21 protein-coding genes are annotated in these 20,384 nt (G+C 55.1%); 9 read left to right on the plus strand and 12 right to left on the minus strand.

Annotation, left to right across the window (positions count from 1 at the left end; genetic code table 11):
- Nucleotides 1-40: 40 nt before the first annotated feature.
- The 9 genes from dgoD to dnaA form a co-directional block, all read right to left on the minus strand.
- Nucleotides 41-1,189: a galactonate dehydratase gene (gene dgoD / locus AOY23_RS01560; RefSeq protein ID WP_054178093.1), complete on the minus strand. Its 1,149-nt coding sequence runs from the start codon at nt 1,187-1,189 to the stop codon at nt 41-43.
- Nucleotides 1,186-1,803: a 2-dehydro-3-deoxy-6-phosphogalactonate aldolase gene (locus AOY23_RS01565; protein ID WP_054178094.1), complete on the minus strand. Its 618-nt coding sequence runs from the start codon at nt 1,801-1,803 to the stop codon at nt 1,186-1,188. Before AOY23_RS01565 ends, dgoD begins: the two co-directional genes overlap by 4 nt.
- Nucleotides 1,787-2,662, minus strand: a complete 876-nt coding sequence (locus tag AOY23_RS01570; protein WP_054178095.1) for a 2-dehydro-3-deoxygalactonokinase — start codon at nt 2,660-2,662, stop codon at nt 1,787-1,789. Before AOY23_RS01570 ends, AOY23_RS01565 begins: the two co-directional genes overlap by 17 nt.
- Entirely contained in the window at nt 2,659-3,348 is a 690-nt protein-coding gene (gene dgoR, locus AOY23_RS01575) for a D-galactonate utilization transcriptional regulator DgoR (protein WP_038161259.1), read from the minus strand. Before dgoR ends, AOY23_RS01570 begins: the two co-directional genes overlap by 4 nt.
- Nucleotides 3,349-3,571: 223 nt before the next feature.
- Nucleotides 3,572-4,387 (minus strand): sugar-phosphatase, encoded by an 816-nt coding sequence (gene yidA / locus AOY23_RS01580; RefSeq protein WP_054178096.1) that lies wholly within the window; start codon nt 4,385-4,387, stop codon nt 3,572-3,574.
- Nucleotides 4,388-4,591: 204 nt separating this feature from the next.
- A complete protein-coding gene (gyrB, locus tag AOY23_RS01585) occupies nt 4,592-7,006 on the minus strand; it encodes a DNA topoisomerase (ATP-hydrolyzing) subunit B (protein ID WP_054178097.1) in 2,415 nt (804 codons plus the stop codon).
- A 28-nt stretch (nt 7,007-7,034) separates the two neighbouring features.
- The gene (gene recF, locus AOY23_RS01590) at nt 7,035-8,108 is read right to left on the minus strand and encodes a DNA replication/repair protein RecF (protein WP_054178098.1); all 1,074 of its coding nucleotides are present in this window, start codon (nt 8,106-8,108) and stop codon (nt 7,035-7,037) included.
- Nucleotides 8,108-9,208 (minus strand): DNA polymerase III subunit beta, encoded by a 1,101-nt coding sequence (gene dnaN, locus AOY23_RS01595; protein WP_054178099.1) that lies wholly within the window; start codon nt 9,206-9,208, stop codon nt 8,108-8,110. Before dnaN ends, recF begins: the two co-directional genes overlap by 1 nt.
- Before the next feature lie 4 nt (nt 9,209-9,212).
- On the minus strand, nt 9,213-10,610 hold the full coding sequence (dnaA, locus tag AOY23_RS01600; RefSeq protein ID WP_054178100.1) for a chromosomal replication initiator protein DnaA: 1,398 nt from the start codon (nt 10,608-10,610) through the stop codon (nt 9,213-9,215).
- 328 nt (nt 10,611-10,938) lie between these two features.
- Here dnaA and AOY23_RS23285 point away from each other — a divergent pair, with 328 nt between their 5' ends.
- The 8 genes from AOY23_RS23285 to AOY23_RS01625 all read left to right on the plus strand — a co-directional run bounded on the left by AOY23_RS23285 (nt 10,939) and on the right by AOY23_RS01625 (nt 16,541).
- On the plus strand, nt 10,939-11,019 hold the full coding sequence (locus tag AOY23_RS23285; protein WP_456154862.1) for a hypothetical protein: 81 nt from the start codon (nt 10,939-10,941) through the stop codon (nt 11,017-11,019).
- Between the two features lie 229 nt (nt 11,020-11,248).
- Nucleotides 11,249-11,389 carry a 50S ribosomal protein L34 gene (rpmH, locus tag AOY23_RS21410; RefSeq protein ID WP_000831330.1) on the plus strand — a complete coding sequence of 47 codons (141 nt, stop codon included), beginning with the start codon at nt 11,249-11,251 and terminating at the stop codon, nt 11,387-11,389.
- Nucleotides 11,390-11,406: 17 nt separating this feature from the next.
- Nucleotides 11,407-11,766 (plus strand): ribonuclease P protein component, encoded by a 360-nt coding sequence (gene rnpA / locus AOY23_RS01605; RefSeq protein ID WP_054178101.1) that lies wholly within the window; start codon nt 11,407-11,409, stop codon nt 11,764-11,766.
- Complete coding sequence (yidD, locus tag AOY23_RS21415) at nt 11,730-11,987, plus strand: membrane protein insertion efficiency factor YidD (RefSeq protein ID WP_072012027.1); 258 nt, start codon at nt 11,730-11,732, stop codon at nt 11,985-11,987. Before rnpA ends, yidD begins: the two co-directional genes overlap by 37 nt.
- A 2-nt stretch (nt 11,988-11,989) precedes the next feature.
- The gene (gene yidC / locus AOY23_RS01610) at nt 11,990-13,636 is read left to right on the plus strand and encodes a membrane protein insertase YidC (RefSeq protein WP_054178102.1); all 1,647 of its coding nucleotides are present in this window, start codon (nt 11,990-11,992) and stop codon (nt 13,634-13,636) included.
- Between the two features lie 63 nt (nt 13,637-13,699).
- Nucleotides 13,700-15,064 (plus strand): tRNA uridine-5-carboxymethylaminomethyl(34) synthesis GTPase MnmE, encoded by a 1,365-nt coding sequence (gene mnmE / locus AOY23_RS01615; RefSeq protein WP_054178103.1) that lies wholly within the window; start codon nt 13,700-13,702, stop codon nt 15,062-15,064.
- Nucleotides 15,065-15,215: 151 nt separating this feature from the next.
- On the plus strand, nt 15,216-15,944 hold the full coding sequence (locus AOY23_RS01620) for a 4'-phosphopantetheinyl transferase family protein (protein WP_054178104.1): 729 nt from the start codon (nt 15,216-15,218) through the stop codon (nt 15,942-15,944).
- 30 nt (nt 15,945-15,974) lie between these two features.
- Nucleotides 15,975-16,541: an NADPH-dependent FMN reductase gene (locus tag AOY23_RS01625; protein ID WP_054178105.1), complete on the plus strand. Its 567-nt coding sequence runs from the start codon at nt 15,975-15,977 to the stop codon at nt 16,539-16,541.
- A gap of 56 nt (nt 16,542-16,597) precedes the next feature.
- Here AOY23_RS01625 and AOY23_RS01630 read toward each other — a convergent pair whose 3' ends face one another.
- Nucleotides 16,598-17,935, minus strand: a complete 1,338-nt coding sequence (locus tag AOY23_RS01630; RefSeq protein WP_038161293.1) for an NCS2 family permease — start codon at nt 17,933-17,935, stop codon at nt 16,598-16,600.
- A gap of 167 nt (nt 17,936-18,102) precedes the next feature.
- Here AOY23_RS01630 and yieH point away from each other — a divergent pair, with 167 nt between their 5' ends.
- The gene (gene yieH / locus AOY23_RS01635; RefSeq protein WP_054178106.1) at nt 18,103-18,768 is read left to right on the plus strand and encodes a 6-phosphogluconate phosphatase; all 666 of its coding nucleotides are present in this window, start codon (nt 18,103-18,105) and stop codon (nt 18,766-18,768) included.
- A gap of 92 nt (nt 18,769-18,860) precedes the next feature.
- On the opposite strand, the gene phoU is transcribed toward yieH, so the two are convergent.
- Both phoU and pstB read right to left on the minus strand, forming a co-directional pair.
- Nucleotides 18,861-19,586, minus strand: a complete 726-nt coding sequence (gene phoU, locus AOY23_RS01640; RefSeq protein WP_054178107.1) for a phosphate signaling complex protein PhoU — start codon at nt 19,584-19,586, stop codon at nt 18,861-18,863.
- A gap of 13 nt (nt 19,587-19,599) precedes the next feature.
- Nucleotides 19,600-20,373 (minus strand): phosphate ABC transporter ATP-binding protein PstB, encoded by a 774-nt coding sequence (gene pstB / locus AOY23_RS01645; RefSeq protein WP_038161299.1) that lies wholly within the window; start codon nt 20,371-20,373, stop codon nt 19,600-19,602.
- Nucleotides 20,374-20,384: the final 11 nt, after the last annotated feature.

A 20,384-nucleotide genomic window follows, 5' to 3' on the forward strand; every position in this document is an offset into this window, starting at 1 on the left:
TTATTTAGGAATTTTTATAAAAAGTATTAATGCCGGGTATTTACCACTCGGCGACAGAGCCATCCTCATGACGCCACAGCGGGTTGCGCCAGTCGGTGACATTCCGGCTCATTTCGATGACTTTTGCTTCATCAACGTCCACACCGAGCCCTGGTTTCGTTAACGGTTTAAAGAATCCGCCATCCATGCTGAAGTCATCTTTATTTTTTACAAAGTCGAGCAGTTCCGCGCCCTTATTGTAATGAATCCCCATACTCTGTTCCTGGAATACGGCATTGCGTGACACGAAGTCGATATGCAGACACGCGGCCAGCGCAATCGGTCCAAGCGGACAGTGCGGCGCCAGCGCCACATCATACGCTTCCGCCATCCCGGCGATTTTGTAGCATTCCGTGATCCCGCCGGCATGCGACAAATCAGGTTGCAGAATGGCAATACCGCCCGCTTCCAGCACCCGTTTAAATTCGAAGCGCGAGAACATGCGCTCACCTGCGGCAATCGGAATATGCGTTTGCGCCGCCAGCTTCGGATAATATTCCGCCTGTTCCGCCAGCACCGGTTCTTCGATGAATAGCGGGCGATACGGCTCCAGCTCTTTGATCAGCACTTTCGCCATCGGCGCGCTGACGCGACCATGGAAATCCAGACCAAATTCAATCTCATTGCCGAACGCTTCGCGGATCTGCGCCACGGTATTCACCGCCGCATCCACTTTGCGTGAATCATCAATCACGCCCAGCTCTTCACAGCCGTTCAGTTTGAAGGTGTCGAAGCCGATGTTACGCAGGGTTTTGATGCCATCAATCACTTCTGCCGGACGGTCACCGCCCACCCAGCTGTAGGCTTTGATTTTATCGCGCACCAGGCCGCCCATCAGTTGCCAGACGGGCGCGTTCAGCACTTTGCCTTTAATATCCCACAGCGCCTGATCGATACCGGCGATAGCGCTCATCAGGATCGGGCCGCCGCGATAGAACCCGGCGCGATACATCACCTGCCAGAGATCATTAATCCGCGCCGGGTCCTGACCAATCAGGTAATCGCCCATTTCATGAACAGCGGCTTCCACGGTGCGCGCGCGGCCTTCAATCACCGGCTCGCCCCAGCCAACCACACCTTCGTCGGTTTCGATTTTCAGAAACAGCCAGCGTGGCGGTAAACGGTATGTCGTGAGTTTGGTTATTTTCATTGCACTGCCTCTCGATACGCTTGAACAAATGCGGCGGCCTGCTGCGCGGTTCGCTCAACGGACTGTCCGGCGCGATAGAGATCGCTGCCGAGTCCGGCGCCTGCGCATCCTGCCTGAATCCATTCCCCGAGGTTTTCCGGCGTGACGCCACCCACCGCAAACACGGGCACGTCCTGCGGTAATACAGCTTTCAACGCTTTGATGTACGCCGGGCCAAACGCCGAAGAGGGGAAAATTTTCAGCGACTGCGCGCCCGCGTCCAGCGCGTCAAAGGCTTCTGTCGCCGTGGCGCAGCCAGGGCAGACCGTTATGCCATGCGCCACGGCGCGGCGGATCACCTCCGGCTGGATGTTTGGCGTCACAATCAGTTTGCAACCCATCTCCGCCAGCACGTCCACCTGCTCCGGCTTTAACACCGTACCGGCGCCAATCAGTGCCTTATCGCCAAACGCGGCGACGACAGCCGGAATGCTTTTCTCCCATTGCGGCGAGTTCAGCGGGATCTCAACGGCGTCGAAACCCGCGTCAATGACCGCACCGACGTGCGCCAGCGCCTCATCCGGCGTAATGCCCCGCAAAATCGCGATCAGCGGGAGTTTAGTTTGCCACTGCATGGGCGATGCTCCTTATACCAGCCTGAAATGCGGTATCGCCGTCCACCAGCACGGTGTTGCGTCCGGCAGCCTGTAGCGCCTGCTGATAACGCACCGCCAGCGACTGTCCAGCGACAATAGCGATCTGCCCGTCGGCAAAGCGGTTGCCCATGCAGGCCACTTCCGCGCCGATAAGCAGACCGGATAAAAACTCGCTCACCTGTTCGCGCGGCAGCGACCCCAGAACGTGGACGGCACGCACTTCAAACAGCTGCGGTAAAATCGCGGGAGCGGCGAGACCACGTTGCAGACCGGCGGTGAAGGCCTCGGGTGACGCGGTTTGCTCCGGCAGCCCCGCGCCGATAAGCGAATGACGCAACAGCAGGTGATGAAGTTCGCCAGTCATGACGGTATGGAAATCAATGATTTGCTGGTGGTCGGTCTGCACCCATTTACAGTGCGTGCCGGGCATGACGTACAGCGACGAGGGCGCGATTTCACGTGCGCCGAGCAACTGTGTTTCTTCGCCGCGCATCACGTTGTGGTTATCGTCACGCGCGACGCTCAGACCGGGAATGATCCAGATATTGTCGCCAACGGACGTTAACTGCTCGCCAATGGCAGAGAAATGGGCAGGAACGGGTAAATAGGGGGCGATTTTCCAGCCGACGTTGCTGCCGACCATGCCCGCCATCACCACCGGCGTAGCGCTGTCGCGCCAGCCCTGGGTCACTTCCGCTAACACCGCCTCGGGGGATTTTCCGTTAAGACGAGTGACCCCCGCTTCTGAATGCCGGTGCTCCAGGCATTCATCGCCCTGATACAGCCAGGCGCGCAGATTGGTCGAACCCCAGTCAATGGCGATGTAGCGTGATGTCATGTGAATTCCTTCAACCGTCGTGTCGAGCTGGCAATCATGGTGAGCGCTGCCTGCTCTGCTGCTTCGCCGTCCTGATGCCGTATCGCATCGAACAGCGCCTTATGTTCCTGGAGCGTTTTCGGCATGTTGGCCTCATCGCCCATCCAGGTACGTTCAAATACCGCCCGCTGGAGCGAACTGATCGCCACGCTCAGTTGCTGTAACACCGGGTTATGCACCGATGCCAGCACTGCCTCGTGGTAGCGAATATCCGCTTCGTTAAACGCGTCGCGATTCTGGTTGTTGGCGATCATGTCGTTGAGCGCCGATTCAATTTGCGCCAGATCACTGGAAGTGGCGCGTTCCGCTGCCCAACGGGCGATGGCCGGCTCCACCAGATTTCGCACTTCGCTCATCGCGGTGATGAGCCGCGGGTCATAGTCGTTTTCCAGTACCCACTGCAACACGTCCGTGTCGAGGTAATTCCATTGATTGCGCGGTGCGACAAATGCCCCGCGATACCGTTTCATTTCGATCAGCCGTTTGGCCATCAGCGAGCGAAACACCTCGCGAATGATGTTGCGCGAGGTTTCAAATTCTTCACACAAATCTGCCTCTGCAGGCAGCGCCGAACCGGGCACATATTTCCCGCCAACGATCTGACGGCCCAGCGTGATGACAATGCGGTCGGTTTTGTTGAGATTCATGGAGAGTCCTTATGCTCTGTGCGTCCATGTGTACTTTACCCTGACCGCTGAATTTCACCTCACTTTTGCAGTACAAATTTGTGGGGTTCATCCGTTTGCGTGTACTCAATGTAGTACAATACATTTGTGTTGTACTACAATTTAGATCACAAAAAGAACAATTCAGGGGTAAAAAAAGCGCAGCTAACCGAAGCTCGCTGCGCTGGAGTGTTCTGAGGCGGGGTTATGACGCGAGAACGTACTTCTCGATAGCGTACGCGACGCCATCTTCCAGATTCGATTTAGTGATGAAATTCGCCACTTCTTTGACGGACGGGATGGCGTTATCCATCGCCACACCGACACCCGCGTATTCAATCATTGCAATGTCGTTTTCCTGATCGCCAATCGCCATGATCTCATCCGGCTGAATGCCCAGCGCTTCCGCCAGCGATTTCACACCAGTGCCTTTGTTGACGCGTTTGTCGAGGATTTCGAGGAAGTATGGCGCGCTCTTCAGCACGGTGTATTTCTCTTTCACTTCAGCCGGAATGCGGGCGATGGCTTTATCGAGCACCACCGGTTCGTCAATCATCATCACTTTCAGGAACTGAGTGGCCGGGTCCATTTTCTCCGCTTCACAGAACACCAGCGGAATGGTGGCGACGTAGGATTCATGCACAGTGTAATAGCTGATATCGCGGTTAGCGGTATAGAGCGTGTTGCGATCCAGCGCATGGAAGTGCGAGCCGACCTCGCGGGAGAGTTTTTCCAGGTACCGATAATCGTCGTAGCTCAGCGCGGTTTGCGCAACGGTACTGCCGTCGCTGGCTTTCTGCACCAGCGCACCGTTGTAGGTGATGCAATAATCCCCCGGCTGTTCCATATGCAACTCTTTGAGGTAGTGATGCACCCCGGCGTACGGACGACCTGTCGTCAGCACGACGTTGACCCCACGCATACGCGCAGCAGCAATGGCATTTTTAACAGCAGGAGAGATGGTATGGTCCGGTAACAGTAAGGTGCCGTCCATATCGATCGCGATGAGTTTAATAGCCATGTTTTCCCCGGATTAAATGAGTCTCCGCTCATGCTAACGCGATTTAGCTCAAAAAACAGCAAAAGAGAGGCGGGAAAAGGGGGATTAGATGGCGAGGAAGGATTCCTCTTTTATAGCGCAAAGAAAAGCCCGGTGGCGCGATGCTTACCGGGCCTACGAAACCTGTAGCCCCGGTAAGCATCGCGCCACCGGGGAGCAAACGGCTTAGATATCGATATTCGCCGCTTTCAGGGCGTTTTCTTCGATAAAGGCGCGACGCGGTTCAACCGCATCACCCATCAGCGTAGTGAACAGCTGGTCGGCAGCAATGGCGTCCTTAACGGTCACGCGCAGCATACGACGGCTTTCCGGATCCATGGTGGTTTCCCACAGCTGTTCCGGGTTCATCTCGCCCAGACCTTTATAACGCTGGATGGAGAGGCCACGACGGGACTCTTTCACCAGCCAGTCGAGCGCGGCTTCGAAGCTGGACACCGGCTGGCGGCGTTCGCCACGTTCGATGAACGCGTCTTCTTCGATAAACCCGCGCAGTTTCTCACCGAGCGTGCAGATACGACGGTATTCCGGGCCGGTCACGAATTCGTGATCGAGCGGGTAGTCGGTATCCACGCCGTGCGTACGCACACGGATGATCGGCTCGAACAGCTGCTGTTCTTTGTTCTCACGGATGTCGTATTTCCACAGGCTACCGTGCTGTTCGTTTTCGTTCAGCTCAGTCACCAGCGCATTGACCCAACGCGTCACTTTCTGCTCGTCAGAGAGATCGGCTTCCGTCAGTGTCGGCTGATAGATCAGCTCTTTCAGCAGCGAACGCGGGTAGCGACGCTCCATACGGCTAATCATTTTCTGCGTGGCGTTGAACTCAGACACCAGACGCTCCAGCGGCTCTCCCGCCAGCGCCGGGGCGCTTGAGTTAGCGTGCAGGGTTGCGCCGTCAAGAGCGATGGCAATCTGGTACTGATCCATCGCTTCATCGTCTTTGATGTACTGTTCCTGCTTGCCTTTTTTCACCTTATACAGCGGCGGCTGCGCGATATACACGTGACCACGTTCGACAATTTCCGGCATCTGACGGTAGAAGAAGGTCAACAGCAGCGTACGAATGTGCGAGCCGTCGACGTCCGCATCGGTCATGATAATAATGCTGTGATAACGCAGTTTGTCCGGGTTGTACTCGTCGCGACCAATGCCGCAGCCGAGCGCGGTGATAAGCGTCGCCACTTCCTGTGAAGAGAGCATTTTATCGAAGCGCGCTTTCTCTACGTTGAGGATTTTACCCTTCAGCGGCAGAATCGCCTGGTTCTTACGGTTACGCCCCTGCTTCGCAGAGCCGCCCGCGGAGTCCCCTTCCACGAGGTACAGTTCAGACAGCGCCGGGTCACGTTCCTGACAGTCCGCCAGTTTGCCCGGCAGACCTGCGAGGTCCAGCGCGCCTTTACGACGGGTCATCTCACGCGCTTTACGCGCCGCTTCACGGGCACGCGCCGCGTCAATGATTTTACCGACCACGATTTTCGCGTCAGACGGGTTTTCCAGCAGGTATTCGCTCAGCAGTTCGTTCATCTGCTGTTCTACCGCCGATTTCACCTCAGAGGAGACCAGCTTGTCTTTGGTCTGGGAGGAGAATTTCGGATCCGGCACTTTGACGGAGACGACAGCAATCAGTCCTTCACGGGCATCGTCGCCGGTGGCGCTGACTTTCGCTTTCTTGCTGTAGCCTTCTTTGTCCATGTAGGCATTCAGGGTACGGGTCATCGCCGCGCGGAAGCCCGCCAGGTGAGTACCGCCATCGCGCTGCGGAATGTTGTTGGTAAAGCAGTAGATGTTTTCCTGGAAGCCATCGTTCCACTGCAACGCCACTTCCACGCCAATACCGTCTTTTTCGGTGGAGAAATAGAAGATTGTCGGGTGGATTGGCGTTTTGTTCTTGTTGAGATATTCAACAAACGCCTTGATGCCGCCTTCGTAGTGGAAATGATCTTCTTTGCCGTCACGCTTGTCTTTCAGGCGGATAGAGACGCCGGAGTTCAGGAACGACAATTCACGCAGGCGTTTTGCCAGGATTTCATATTCGAATTCGGTGATGTTGGTGAAGGTTTCCAGGCTCGGCCAGAAACGCACCATGGTACCGGTTTTTTCGGTATCGCCGGTAACTGCCAGCGGAGCCTGCGGCACGCCGTGGACGTAAATCTGACGGTGGATCTTGCCTTCGCGGTGGATAATCAGCTCCAGCTTCTGCGACAGGGCGTTTACCACGGAAACGCCGACGCCGTGCAGACCGCCGGACACTTTATAGGAGTTGTCATCGAATTTACCGCCCGCGTGCAGGACGGTCATGATCACTTCTGCGGCGGAGACGCCCTCTTCCGGGTGAATACCGGTCGGGATACCACGGCCATCATCGGTAACGGAGACGGAGTTATCCGCATGGATCGTGACCACGATGTCTTTACAGTGACCCGCGAGCGCTTCGTCGATAGCGTTATCTACCACCTCGAATACCATATGGTGCAGACCGGTGCCGTCATCCGTGTCGCCGATATACATACCCGGGCGCTTACGCACCGCATCCAGCCCTTTCAGGACTTTGATACTGGAGGAGTCATAAGAATTCGACATCAACGTTTCTCGCTCATTTTATCTTGGGTTAATCCGTTATTTTACCCTTTTCCACGGTGAACATCTTCGAATTTTTGTCCGACATGTCCATAACGTGTTCAGCGCTGATCGCGCTGACAAAAACCTGTGATTGCGTCGCTTTTAAACGGCTGGCCAGCAGCCCGCGGCGCGCATCATCCAGTTCAGAGGCAAAATCATCTATGAGGTACAGGCAGCGTCGCCCGCTTTCGCGGGTGAGAAACTCCCCTTGCGCCAGACGCAGCGCGCACATCAGGAGTTTGAGCTGCCCGCGCGACAGCGTGTCTTCCACCGGCGCACCGTCGGCGCGAATACGAAAATCCGCTTTATGCGGGCCATGCGCGGTGTACGTTAACAGGCGGTCGCGTTCGAAGTTTTTCTCCAGCGTTTCGGCATAATCCGTCTCTTTATCCCAGCCGCGCTGGAAGGAGAAGGTCAGAGAAAACTCGGGTAAAAACTGCTTACAGGTGTCCGCCATATCTTCCGCAATGGCCGCGCTGTATTCGGCGCGCCAGCGGCTAATCTGCTCCGCCAGCGGGATAAGCTCGGTATCCCACGGACGCAGCTGCGCATAACGGGTCACCTGACGCAGTGCAGCATTACGCTGCCTGAGCAGGCGCTTCAGATTGCTCCATGCCGTGAAGAAACCGGCTTCATTATGGAAGCATCCCCAGTCAAGGAACGCTCTTCTGTATTTGGGGCCGCCATTGAGTAAAGTAAACCCCTCCGGCGTAATCAGTTGCATCGGCATCAGCAGCGCCAGCTCCGCCACCTTGTGACCATCGGTACCGTCGATACGCACTTTGCTGTCGCCAAGTTTGTCTTTCGTCAGGCCAATGGCGATTTCGCGCTCCTCACCCTGCAAACGACCGTGCAGCACAAAGGATTCCTGCTCATGGCGGATCACGCGGCCAGGCTGCAAACTGCGAAACGCCCGACCGTGGCCGAGCGTATAAATGGCTTCCAGAACGCTGGTTTTTCCGCTGCCGTTGGCGCCAACCAGAAAATTAAAGCCGGGGGATAAGGCGAGATCCGCGCTTTCAATGTTGCGAAAGTCGCGGATCAACAGGCGGGAAAGCGACATTACAATCTCATTGGCATAACAACATAAGCCGCCGACTGTGATGCGGCATCTTCAATCTGTACGCTCGAAACGGAGTCGGTCAGCAGAATACGGACGTTTTCGCACTTCAGCGCGTTCAGAACGTCCAGCACATAGCTGACGTTGAAGCCGATTTCCATTTCCGTGCCGCCGTAGGTGACGTCCAGCATCTCTTCCGCCTCTTCCTGCTCCGGGTTGTTAGCGGTGATTTTCAGCTGGTTTTCGCTGACGTACAGGCGCACGCCGCGGAATTTCTCATTTGAGAGGATCGCCGCACGGGCAAACGCCTGTTTGAGGATATCGCAACCGGCTTCCAGGTGCTTGTCCGGGTTTTTCGGCAATACGCGGCGATAATCCGGGAAACGGCCATCAACCAGCTTGGAAGTGAAGATAAAATCGCCGACGTGAGCGCGGATGTTGTTGCTGCCGATCTGCACGCGCAGCGGATTGTCGCCACCGTCGAGCATACGCATCAGCTCAATCACCCCTTTACGCGGTACGATCACCGAATGGTTCGGCAGCGGCTCGCCAACAGGCATTGCGCACACCGCCAGACGGTGACCGTCGGTCGCCACAGTGCGCAGCTCTTCGCCTTCGGTCTCGAACAGCATACCGTTCAGGTAATAACGAACGTCCTGATGCGCCATCGAGAACTGGGTCGCTTCAATCAGACGTTTCATCGTCGCCTGCGGCAGGGTGAATTCCACCTCGCTCTGCCAGTCGTCGAGATTCGGGAAGTCGGTGGCAGGTAGCGTGGAGAGCGAGAAACGGCTGCGGCCAGAGCGCACCAGCATCCGATCGCCTTCAAGCTGCACGGCGATTTCCGCACCTTCCGGCAAGCCACGGCAGATATCAAAGAATTTACGTGCCGGAACGGTCGTTGCCCCGGGTTCGTGCGGCTGAATCAGCGCGACGCGAGCCACCATCTCCATTTCGAGGTCAGTACCGGTCAGCGACAGCGCGCCGTCTGCGACCTGAAGCAGCAGGTTACCGAGAATCGGCAGCGTTGGGCGGCCACCTAACGGACCACTCACCTGTTGCAACGGTTTTAATAAATGTTCACGTTCTACGGTAAATTTCATAGCGTCACGAAGATAATGTTCTGATTAAGTTTGAGAAATCTTCTTTGATGTCGTGGCTTTCTTCACGCAACTGTTCGATTTTACGACACGCGTGCAGCACGGTGGTATGGTCGCGGCCACCAAACGCATCGCCAATTTCCGGCAGACTGTGGTTGGTTAACTCCTTAGCCAGCGCCATCGCCATCTGGCGAGGACGTGCGACCGAGCGGGAGCGGCGCTTGGAAAGCAGATCCGCTACCTTTATCTTGTAATACTCTGCCACCGTCTTCTGGATGTTGTCGATGGTGACCAGTTTTTCCTGCAGCGCCAGCAAATCACGCAGCGCTTCACGCACGAAATCGATAGTGATCGCCCGGCCGGTAAAATTGGCGTTGGCGATGACGCGGTTCAGCGCCCCTTCCAGCTCACGAACGTTGGAACGCAGACGTTTGGCAATAAAGAACGCGACCTCGCCCGGCAGACGAATGTCATTTTCGTCGGCTTTTTTCATCAGGATCGCGACGCGGGTTTCCAGTTCCGGCGGCTCGATCGCCACCGTCAGCCCCCAGCCGAAGCGGGATTTCAGACGATCCTCAACGCCGTTGATCTCTTTCGGATAACGATCCGACGTTAAAATGATCTGTTGATTGCCTTCGAGCAGGGCGTTAAAGGTGTGGAAAAATTCTTCCTGGGATCGTTCTTTATTGGCAAAAAACTGGATGTCATCGATAAGCAGCGCGTCAACGGAACGGTAGTAACGTTTGAACTCTTCGATGGCGTTGTTTTGCAGGGCTTTGACCATGTCCTGAACGAAGCGCTCAGAATGCATGTATACCACTTTGGCGTTCGGCTTACGGGCGACGATGCCGTTACCCACCGCATGCAACAGGTGCGTTTTACCGAGACCAGTGCCGCCATACAGAAACAGCGGGTTATAGGCGCCGCCAGGGTTATCAGCCACCTGACGGGCCGCAGCGCGCGCCAGCTGGTTTGATTTACCTTCGACGAAATTATCAAAGGTATGCTTAACATTGACGTTAGAACGGTACGTCGGTTCTGCCGGTGCCGGGACGTTATCCCAACCCGGACGTGGAACGGGCGCGGTACGCGGCATTTGGATCTGCGCCACCTGGGCAGGCGCCGCCGCATGCACCGGCTCTTTCACCGTTTGCGCGACGGGTTTTGTGCCAACTTCAAAGCGTAACAGAGGGGCATCGGTACCGCAGAAATCGTTCAGCAGTCCATTGATATTATTCAGGTATTTGTCCCTTACCCAATCAAGCACAAAACGATTTGGCGCGTACAAAGCCAGCGTGTTATCGCTCAGTTCCGCCTGCAACGGGCGGATCCACATACTGAATTCTGTGGCTGGTAACTCATCCTGCAATCGGGCAAGACACTGCTGCCAAAGCGAAAGTGACACGGCGGACTCCACTCGAACAAAAAGAAAAAATGAAAACGATCGTGATTGTTGGCACACGTCGACTGTACGTATCAACCCCGTTAAAGGTTGATTTGTTTTTGGACCCTGCGCAAAAGGGTGACGTGCGAACCGCTGTGCGCGGTTTTTTTACCCGGTCAGGATCTAAAGATCGCGATCAGGACCGCGGATCATAGCGTAATCTGAACCAGAGATCTTCTGTTTCTCACAGATTCTTCCCCTTTTATCCACAGGAAGGATCGAAACCGGATAAGTGTAATCGATCCTGGCCTGAGTGAAGCAGGATTTAGGCCGCATATTGGAAAAATTAATGAGTACGGATGAATTTTTGCTTAAACGATCTAATAAAGATCCTGCACGATCCTTGCGCTTTAACCGGGAGGCCGTATAATCCCCCACCCGGCGCGTAGAGCCCGAGTTCTTGTGTCGACGGCTGCTCACTTTTTGCACGTAAAAGTGCGGAATTACGCGGGAAATAAGGTAAAGAGAATTGACTCTGGAGTGTACAATTATTACAATCCGGCCTCTTTAATCACCCAAGCTGAAGCGTTAGTCGTTCGAATGTTGTTCGGGTATACGCAAAAGTCAGTGAATTTATTCAAGTTTAGGTAGAAATCGCCATGAAACGCACTTTTCAACCGTCTGTACTGAAGCGCAACCGTTCTCACGGCTTCCGTGCTCGTATGGCTACTAAAAATGGTCGTCAGGTTCTGGCACGTCGTCGTGCTAAAGGCCGCGCTCGTCTGACCGTTTCCAAGTAATAAAAGCTAACCCCTGAGTGGTTAAGCTCGCATTTCCCAGGGAGTTACGTTTGTTAACTCCCAATCATTTCACTTTCGTCTTCCAGCAGCCACAACGGGCTGGCACGCCGCAAATTACTATCCTCGGCCGCCTGAATTCGCTGGGGCATCCCCGCATCGGTCTTACCGTCGCCAAGAAAAACGTTAAACGTGCGCACGAACGCAACCGGATTAAACGTCTGACGCGTGAGAGCTTCCGTTTACGCCAGCATGAACTTCCGTCCATGGATTTCGTGGTGGTGGCGAAAAAGGGGGTTGCTGACCTCGATAACCGTGCTCTCACGGAAGCGTTGGAAAAATTATGGCGCCGTCACTGTCGCCTGGCTCTCGGCTCCTGATAGCCCTTATTCGGGTCTATCAGCGCCTGATTAGTCCGCTACTCGGGCCACATTGCCGTTTCACACCAACCTGCTCTCAATACGGAATTGAGGCCTTGCGCAGGTTTGGAGTGATAAAAGGCAGTTGGTTGACGGTGAAACGCGTATTAAAATGCCACCCTTTACACCCGGGTGGAGACGACCCCGTCCCACCAGGACCCTTTGATACCAGAGAACACTAACGATGGATTCCCAACGCAATCTTCTTATCATCGCTTTGTTGTTCGTGTCTTTCATGATCTGGCAGGCGTGGGAGCAGGATAAAAATCCTCAACCACAACCGCAACAGACCACGCAGACGACGACCACCGCAGCAGGTAGTGCAGCAGACCAGAGCGTACCGGCCAGTGGCCAGGGGAAACTGATTACGGTTAAAACCGATGTGCTTGAACTGACCATCAACACCAGCGGTGGTGATGTTGAGCAGGCACTGCTGTTGGCATACCCGAAAGATCTGGGTTCCAATGAACCGTTCCAGTTACTGGAAACTACGCCGCAGTTTATCTACCAGGCGCAGAGCGGCCTGACTGGACGTGATGGCCCGGACAACCCGGCCAATGGCCCTCGTCCGCTGTATAACGTTGATAAAGATGCGTTTGTGCTGGCGGATGGCCAGAACGAACTGGCTATCCCGCTGACGTATACCGACAAAGCCGGTAACACCTTCACCAAAACCTTCACCCTGAAACGCGGTGAATATTCGGTGAACGTGGGCTATGACGTGAAAAACGCCGGTGAAAAACCGCTGGAACTGGCGACGTTCGGTCAGTTGAAGCAATCCATCAATCTGCCGACTCACCGCGATACCGGCAGCAGCAACTTTGCGCTGCACACCTTCCGTGGCGCGGCATACTCGACGCCGGACGAGAAGTACGAAAAATACAAATTCGATACCATCGCCGACAACGAAAACCTGAATGTGAATGCCAAAAATGGCTGGGTGGCGATGCTGCAACAGTATTTTGCTACCGCATGGGTTCCGCGTAACGATGGCACCAACAATTTCTACACCACGAATCTGGGTAACGGCGTTGCCGCGATCGGCTACAAATCTCAGCCGACGCTGGTGCAGCCGGGTCAGAACGCGACGCTGAACAGCACACTGTGGGTGGGTCCGGAAATTCAGGACAAGATGGCCGCCGTTGCGCCGCATCTGGATCTGACCGTTGACTACGGCTGGTTGTGGTTCATCTCTCAGCCGCTGTTTAAACTGCTGAAATGGATCCACAGCTTCCTCGGCAACTGGGGCTTCTCCATCATCGTCATCACCTTTATCGTTCGTGGCATCATGTACCCGCTGACCAAAGCGCAGTACACCTCCATGGCGAAGATGCGTATGCTGCAGCCGAAGATTCAGGCGATGCGCGAGCGTCTGGGCGATGACAAACAGCGTCAGAGCCAGGAAATGATGGCCCTGTACAAAGCGGAGAAGGTTAACCCGCTGGGTGGCTGCTTCCCGCTGATCATCCAGATGCCTATCTTCCTGGCGCTGTACTACATGCTGATGGGCTCCGTTGAACTGCGCCACGCGCCGTTCGCACTGTGGATCCACGACCTGTCCGCACAAGACCCGTACTACATCCTGCCGATCCTGATGGGCGTGACGATGTTCTTCATTCAGAAGATGTCGCCGACCACCGTGACCGACCCGATGCAGCAGAAGATCATGACCTTTATGCCGGTCATCTTCACGGTGTTCTTCCTGTGGTTCCCGTCAGGCCTGGTGCTGTACTATATCGTCAGCAACCTTGTGACCATCATTCAGCAGCAGCTGATTTACCGTGGTCTGGAAAAACGTGGGCTGCACAGCCGCGAGAAGAAGAAGTCCTGATAAACTTCATTCTTTAAGCCAGAAGGCGGTCTCAGGACCGCCTTTTTTAATACGAGTGATTTTATGAGCCATAACGACACAATCATCGCCCAGGCAACCCCACCGGGACGCGGTGGTGTGGGCATTCTGCGCATTTCTGGCCTGAAAGCGCGGGACGTTGCTCAGGCCGTGCTGGGCAAACTGCCAAAGCCGCGCTACGCCGATTATCTGCCGTTCAGAGACGCTGACGGTACCGCGCTGGATCAGGGTATCGCGCTGTGGTTTCCTGGCCCGAATTCCTTTACCGGTGAAGACGTGCTGGAATTGCAGGGTCATGGCGGTCCGGTGATCCTCGACCTGTTGCTCAAACGTATTCTGACGCTGCCGGGCGTGCGTATCGCAAAGCCGGGCGAGTTTTCCGAGCGTGCCTTCCTTAACGACAAGCTCGATTTAGCCCAGGCAGAGGCGATTGCCGACCTGATTGACGCCAGTTCAGAACAAGCGGCACGCTCCGCGCTGAACTCGCTGCAGGGGGCGTTTTCTGCTCGCGTGAATCATTTAGTGGAAGCACTTACTCACCTTCGAATCTATGTGGAAGCCGCCATCGACTTTCCGGATGAAGAGATCGACTTTCTCTCAGACGGTAAAATTGAAGCACAGCTCAACGCGGTTATCGCCGATCTCGATGCGGTCCGTGCCGAGGCGCGCCAGGGCAGCCTGCTGCGCGAAGGGATGAAGGTGGTGATTGCCGGGCGGCCTAACGCCGGGAAATCGAGCCTCCTGAACGCGCTTGCCGGTCGCGAAGCGGCGATCGTGACGGATATTGCGGGCACGACCCGCGACGTGCTGCGCGAGCATATTCACATTGACGGCATGCCGCTGCACATCATCGATACCGCCGGTCTGCGCGACGCCAGCGATGAAGTGGAGCGCATCGGTATCGAACGCGCCTGGCAGGAAATCGAGCAGGCGGACCGCGTGCTGTTTATGGTTGATGGCACCACTACCGATGCCGTCGACCCGGCTGATATCTGGCCTGATTTTATTGCCCGTCTGCCTGCGAAGCTGCCGATCACCGTCGTGCGCAACAAAGCGGACGTTACCGGCGAAACGCTGGGCTTCAGCGAAGTGAACAACCACTCACTGATTCGCCTCTCTGCGCGAACCGGGGAAGGTGTGGATACGCTGCGTGATCATCTCAAACAGAGCATGGGCTTTGAAACCAACATGGAAGGGGGTTTTCTGGCTCGTCGTCGTCATTTACAGGCGCTGGAAGAAGCGGCAAATCATCTGCAGCAGGGCAAAGCGCAACTGCTTGGCGCCTGGGCAGGCGAACTGCTGGCCGAAGAGTTGCGCCTCGCACAACACAATTTAAGCGAGATCACCGGCGAATTTACTTCGGATGATCTGCTGGGTCGTATTTTCTCCAGCTTCTGTATCGGTAAATAATTCGTGAGCGATTCGGCGAATGTGACTAAGGATATGTAAAAGTCATGCCTGAAGGCTTTTCAGACAGGTTTTTCCGCATTAAAACCTGTCCATTATCGGTGATAATACATTACTGACCTTTAACTTTTGTCCATTAATCAGGGAGCGAAAAATGGCCACTCACTTTGCACGGGGCATCCTCAGCGACGAACACCTCGCGTCGGTACGACTTCCGTCAACCGTTCACCATGCGGCACGACGGTTACCGGAGCATCGCCGTGTCCGTTTTATGGGATCTCGCGCGCTACTGGCTGAACTGATGTTCATGCTGTACGGCACCAGTGAATTGCCGGAAATCATCACGCAGCCTAACGGGAAACCGGGTTTTGCGGATACGGAACTGCCCGCGTTTTCGGTCGCCTACACCGGCAATATTGTCGGCGTTGCGCTGGCGACAGAGGGAGAGTGTGGCCTCGACATGGAATTGCAGCATACAAACATCCCGGAAACATACCCCTTCACCCGTAACGAGAATCTGTGGATCACCAATCAAAACGATCCTCATGAGGCGCAAACCCAACTGGTCGTCCTGCGCCAGAGCGTGCTAAAGATGATCGGTCACGCCACGCAGGATTCCCCCCGTTTATTACAACTGCTTCCCGGTTCAGGCCGTTTGCGCTCCGCTGAGGTCATGCAGATTGAGGCGATTTGCGATGCCGAAGACATTCTGGTGTGGTCAGTTGCCACCAGCCCTGCCATCGAAAAGCTCAATCTGTGGGAGTTTCATAGCAAAAATGGCTGGGACAGCCTGCCGGATGCGCAGACCCGCGCAAATGAACCCGATACACGCCTGATGCGATTTACCAGCCTGCCTGCCGAAAAAGCCCTTATAATCAACTGACCTGACATATCATGATGCAAAGGAGTAATCATGTCTGACACGTTGAACGTTGTGACGTTACTGGGAAGCCTGCGCAAAGGCTCATTTAACGGTATGGTGGCTCGTACACTGCCCAAAATCGCACCGGCGGGAATGGACATCTCTCCGCTGCCGTCTATCGGCGATATTCCGCTTTACGATGCGGATGTGCAGCAGGATGAGGGTTTTCCGCAAAGCGTTGAAGCCCTGGCCGCACAAATCCGCCAGGCCGACGGTGTGGTTATTGTTACGCCGGAATATAACTATTCGGTGCCGGGTGGGCTGAAAAACGCCATCGACTGGCTGTCACGTTTACCTGATCAGCCGCTGTCCGGCAAGCCGGTGCTGATTCAGACCAGCTCAATGGGCGCTATCGGCGGCGCGCGCTGCCAGTATCACCTGCGTCAGATCCTGGTGTTCCTCGACGCCATGGTGATGAACAAGCCGGAATTTATGGGTGGGGTGATTCAGAATAAAGTCGACCCGCAGACGGGTGAAGTGATTGACCAGAGCACGCTGGACCATCTGACCGGTCAGCTGACCGCTTTTGGTGATTATATTCAGCGGGTGAAAGCGTAAAACAAAAAGCCCGGCAACGCGATGCTGCCGGGCCTGATATCTGTAACGTAAATCCCTTAGTGCGCGTCGATAAACACAATCTTCAGCACAAACAGCAGCGCGACGACAATGACGCACGGGCTGAGATCGCGGAAACGACCAGTACCGATTTTCATCACACAGTAGGAGATAAAGCCCAGCGCAATCCCTTCAGTGATGGAGAAGCTGAACGGCATCATCACTGCGGTAATAAACGCCGGTACCGCCTCGGTAAGGTCATCCCACTTCACGCGCGACAGACTTGAGGTCATCAGCACGCCGACGTAAATCAGCGCGCCTGCGGCGGCGTATGGCGGCACCATGCCCGCCAGCGGAGACAGGAAAATCACCAGCAGGAACAGCAAACCAACAATCACCGCGGTCAGACCGGTACGGCCGCCTACGGAAACGCCGGAAGAGGATTCGATATACGCGGTGACCGATGAGGTGCCGATGAACGACCCGGCGACAGACGAGATACTGTCAACGTACAGCGCCTGCTTCATGCGCGGGAATTTACCGTTTTCATCAGTCAGACCGGCTTTATCGGTCACGCCAATCAGCGTTCCTGACGAGTCAAACAGGTTAACCAGCATGAACGAGAAGATCACGCCAGCCAGGCCAATGTTCAGCGAACCCGCGAGATCTACATGACCCAGCACAGTGGTGACACTCGGCGGCGCGGAGACGATACCGTTGTAATGCACATCGCCCAGCAACCAGCCCAGTAGCGTGGTGACCACGATAGACACCAGCACCGCCGCATGAATGTTGCGGGAAGCCAGAATCGCGATGATAAAGAAGCCCAGCACGCCAAGCAGAACGTTATGCGATGTCAGGTTGCCAATGGTGACCAGCGTTTCGCTGTTGGCGACAATCACCCCGGCGTTTTTCAGCCCCATCATACCGATGAACAGGCCAATACCGCTGGTGATGCCAACGCGCAGGCTGACGGGGATATTAGCGATCATCCAGTAGCGGATGCGGAAAATGGTCAGCAACAGCAGACCTACCGCACCCCAGAAAATCGCGCCCATCCCGACCTGCCACGGCAGACCCATCGCGCCAACAACGACAAACGCGAAGAAAGCGTTCAGCCCCATCGCAGGCGCCAGCGCGACCGGCAGATTGGCAAACAGGCCCATCAGGATGCTGCCGAAGGCAGCGATAAGACAAGTAGTCACAAACACGGCGCTGGTGTCCATTCCCGCGGCGCCAAGAATTTGCGGGTTAACAAAAACGATATAAACCATCGTCAGGAAAGTGGTAAAGCCGGCGATGACTTCGGTGCGTGCCGATGTCCCGTGTTCGCGCAGTTTGAACACGCGCTCAAGCAGTCCCTGACCAGAGGCCTGGGTAGTGTGTTGTTGACTCATCTTCTGGTTCCGAGCAAAGGAGGGAAAATTCGTCGCTATCCTACCCCAAAATGCGACAATAGGGTGGATTAACTCGCACTTTTTTTATTGGTTTTTCTTATACGGCAACGATTGCGTTGCGCAATTTTCATCAGGTAAACGATAAACTTGTTATAACAGGAAACGGCATGACCAACATTGAAGCGGTATTTTTCGACTGTGATGGTACGCTGGTCGACAGTGAAGTGATTTGTTCCCGCGCCTATGTCTATATGTTCCAGCAGATGGGCATTACCCTTGATCTCGAAGAAGTTTTTAAACGCTTTAAGGGCGTAAAACTTTACGAAATCATCGATACGATCAACGCCGAGCACGGGGTGAATCTGCAAAAAGCGGATTTAGAACCGCTCTACCGCGCCGAGGTCGCACGCCTGTTCGACAGCGAACTGGACGTCATAGCTGGGGCAAATGCGTTGCTGGATGCGGTTACCGTTCCAATGTGTGTCGTGTCTAATGGCCCGGTCAGTAAAATGCAGCATTCGCTGGGAAAAACCGGCATGCTGCACCATTTCCCGGAAAAACTGTTCAGCGGTTACGATATCCAGCGCTGGAAGCCCGATCCGGCGCTGATGTTCCATGCGGCAAAGGCGATGAACGTGAACCCGGAAAACTGCATTCTGGTGGATGATTCCAGCGCAGGCGCGCAATCCGGCGTCGCGGCAGGGATGGAGGTGTTTTACTTCTGCGCCGACCCGCACAACCCGCCGATTGATCACCCGAAAGTGACGACGTTCAGCGCGTTATCGGAACTGCCCGCGCTGTGGAAAGCGCGCGGCTGGCATGTGACACGCTGACAAAACAAAGCCGGATGGCGCTAACGCTTATCCGGCCTACAAAGCTTTCACTGGCCCGGTAAGCGCAGCGCCACCGGGCATTTTACAGTGCATCACTCTTTCGGATCTTTACCCGCCAGCAGCTTGTCCAGCTCATCGCCGCCCACGTGACGGAAATCCTGCCCTTTCACGAAATAGAAAATGTATTCGCAAATGTTCTGGCAACGGTCACCGATACGTTCGATGGAGCGTGCACAAAACAGCGCCGTCAGAACGCTTGGGATGGTGCGGGAATCTTCCATCATGTAGGTCATCAGCTGACGCACAATGCCTTCGTATTCCTGATCCACTTTCTTGTCTTCGCGATAGATACGAACGGCTTCGTCGATATCCATGCGCGCAAAGGCATCCAGCACATCATGCAGCATCTGCACCGTGTGGCGACCCAGCGATTCCAGGCTCACCAGCAGCGGCTGGTGCTGTTGCGTGAATTTTTCCAGTGCAGTACGGCAAATTTTATCCGCCACGTCACCAATACGCTCCAGTTCAGCAATCGTTTTAATGATCGCCATCACCAGACGCAAGTCGCTGGCCGTTGGCTGACGCTTGGCGATAATCCGTACGCAGGCTTCATCGATGGCGACTTCCATCATATTGACCTGCTTGTCACCGTCGATAACGCGCTTCGCCAGCTCCGGATCCTGATTATGCATCGCCGTAATCGCGTCGGAGAGCTGTTGCTCCACCAGCCCCCCCATGGTCATTACCTGGGTGCGGATATGCTCCAGTTCTGCGTTGAACTGGCCGGAAATATGTTTGTTGAGATTAAGGTTGTCCATCGCTAACTCCAAATCAACCGTAGCGGCCAGTAATATAGTCTTCGGTTTGTTTCTTAGCGGGTTTGGTAAAGAGATCGTCCGTATTGCTAAATTCGATCAGCTCGCCAAGATACATAAACGCAGTGTGGTCGGAGCAACGTGCCGCCTGTTGCATGTTGTGCGTTACGATCACTACGGTGTAATCCTGCTTAAGCTCAGTGATCAGCTCCTCGATGCGTCCGGTGGAAATCGGATCGAGCGCTGAACACGGCTCATCCAGCAGCAGCACTTCCGGGCGAATCGCAATCCCGCGGGCGATGCACAAACGCTGTTGCTGACCACCAGAGAGAGAATATCCACTCTGGTGCAACTTATCTTTGGTTTCGTTCCACAATGCGGCTTTGGTCAACGCCCACTGCACACGCTCGTCCATATCCGCACGGGACATTTTCTCAAACAGACGCACGCCAAAGGCGATGTTGTCATAGATAGACATCGGGAACGGTGTCGGTTTCTGGAAAACCATACCGACTTTGGCGCGCAACAGCGCGATATCCTGAGTATTGGTGAGAATATTGTCGCCATCCAGCAGGATTTCGCCTTCTGCACGCTGCTCAGGATAGAGCTCATACATTTTGTTGAAGGTACGCAGCAGCGTAGATTTACCGCAGCCAGAAGGCCCGATAAATGCCGTCACCTGATTCTTTGCGATGTCCAGATTGATATTCTTAAGGGCATGGAATTTGCCGTAGTAGAAGTTCAAATCACGAACCGAAATCTTACCCGGGGCAGTATTAGCCATACTCATCTCACTCTTTT

Origin of the sequence: Trabulsiella odontotermitis, from assembly GCF_001297775.1 — a bacterium.
GTDB lineage: Bacteria > Pseudomonadota > Gammaproteobacteria > Enterobacterales > Enterobacteriaceae > Trabulsiella > Trabulsiella odontotermitis.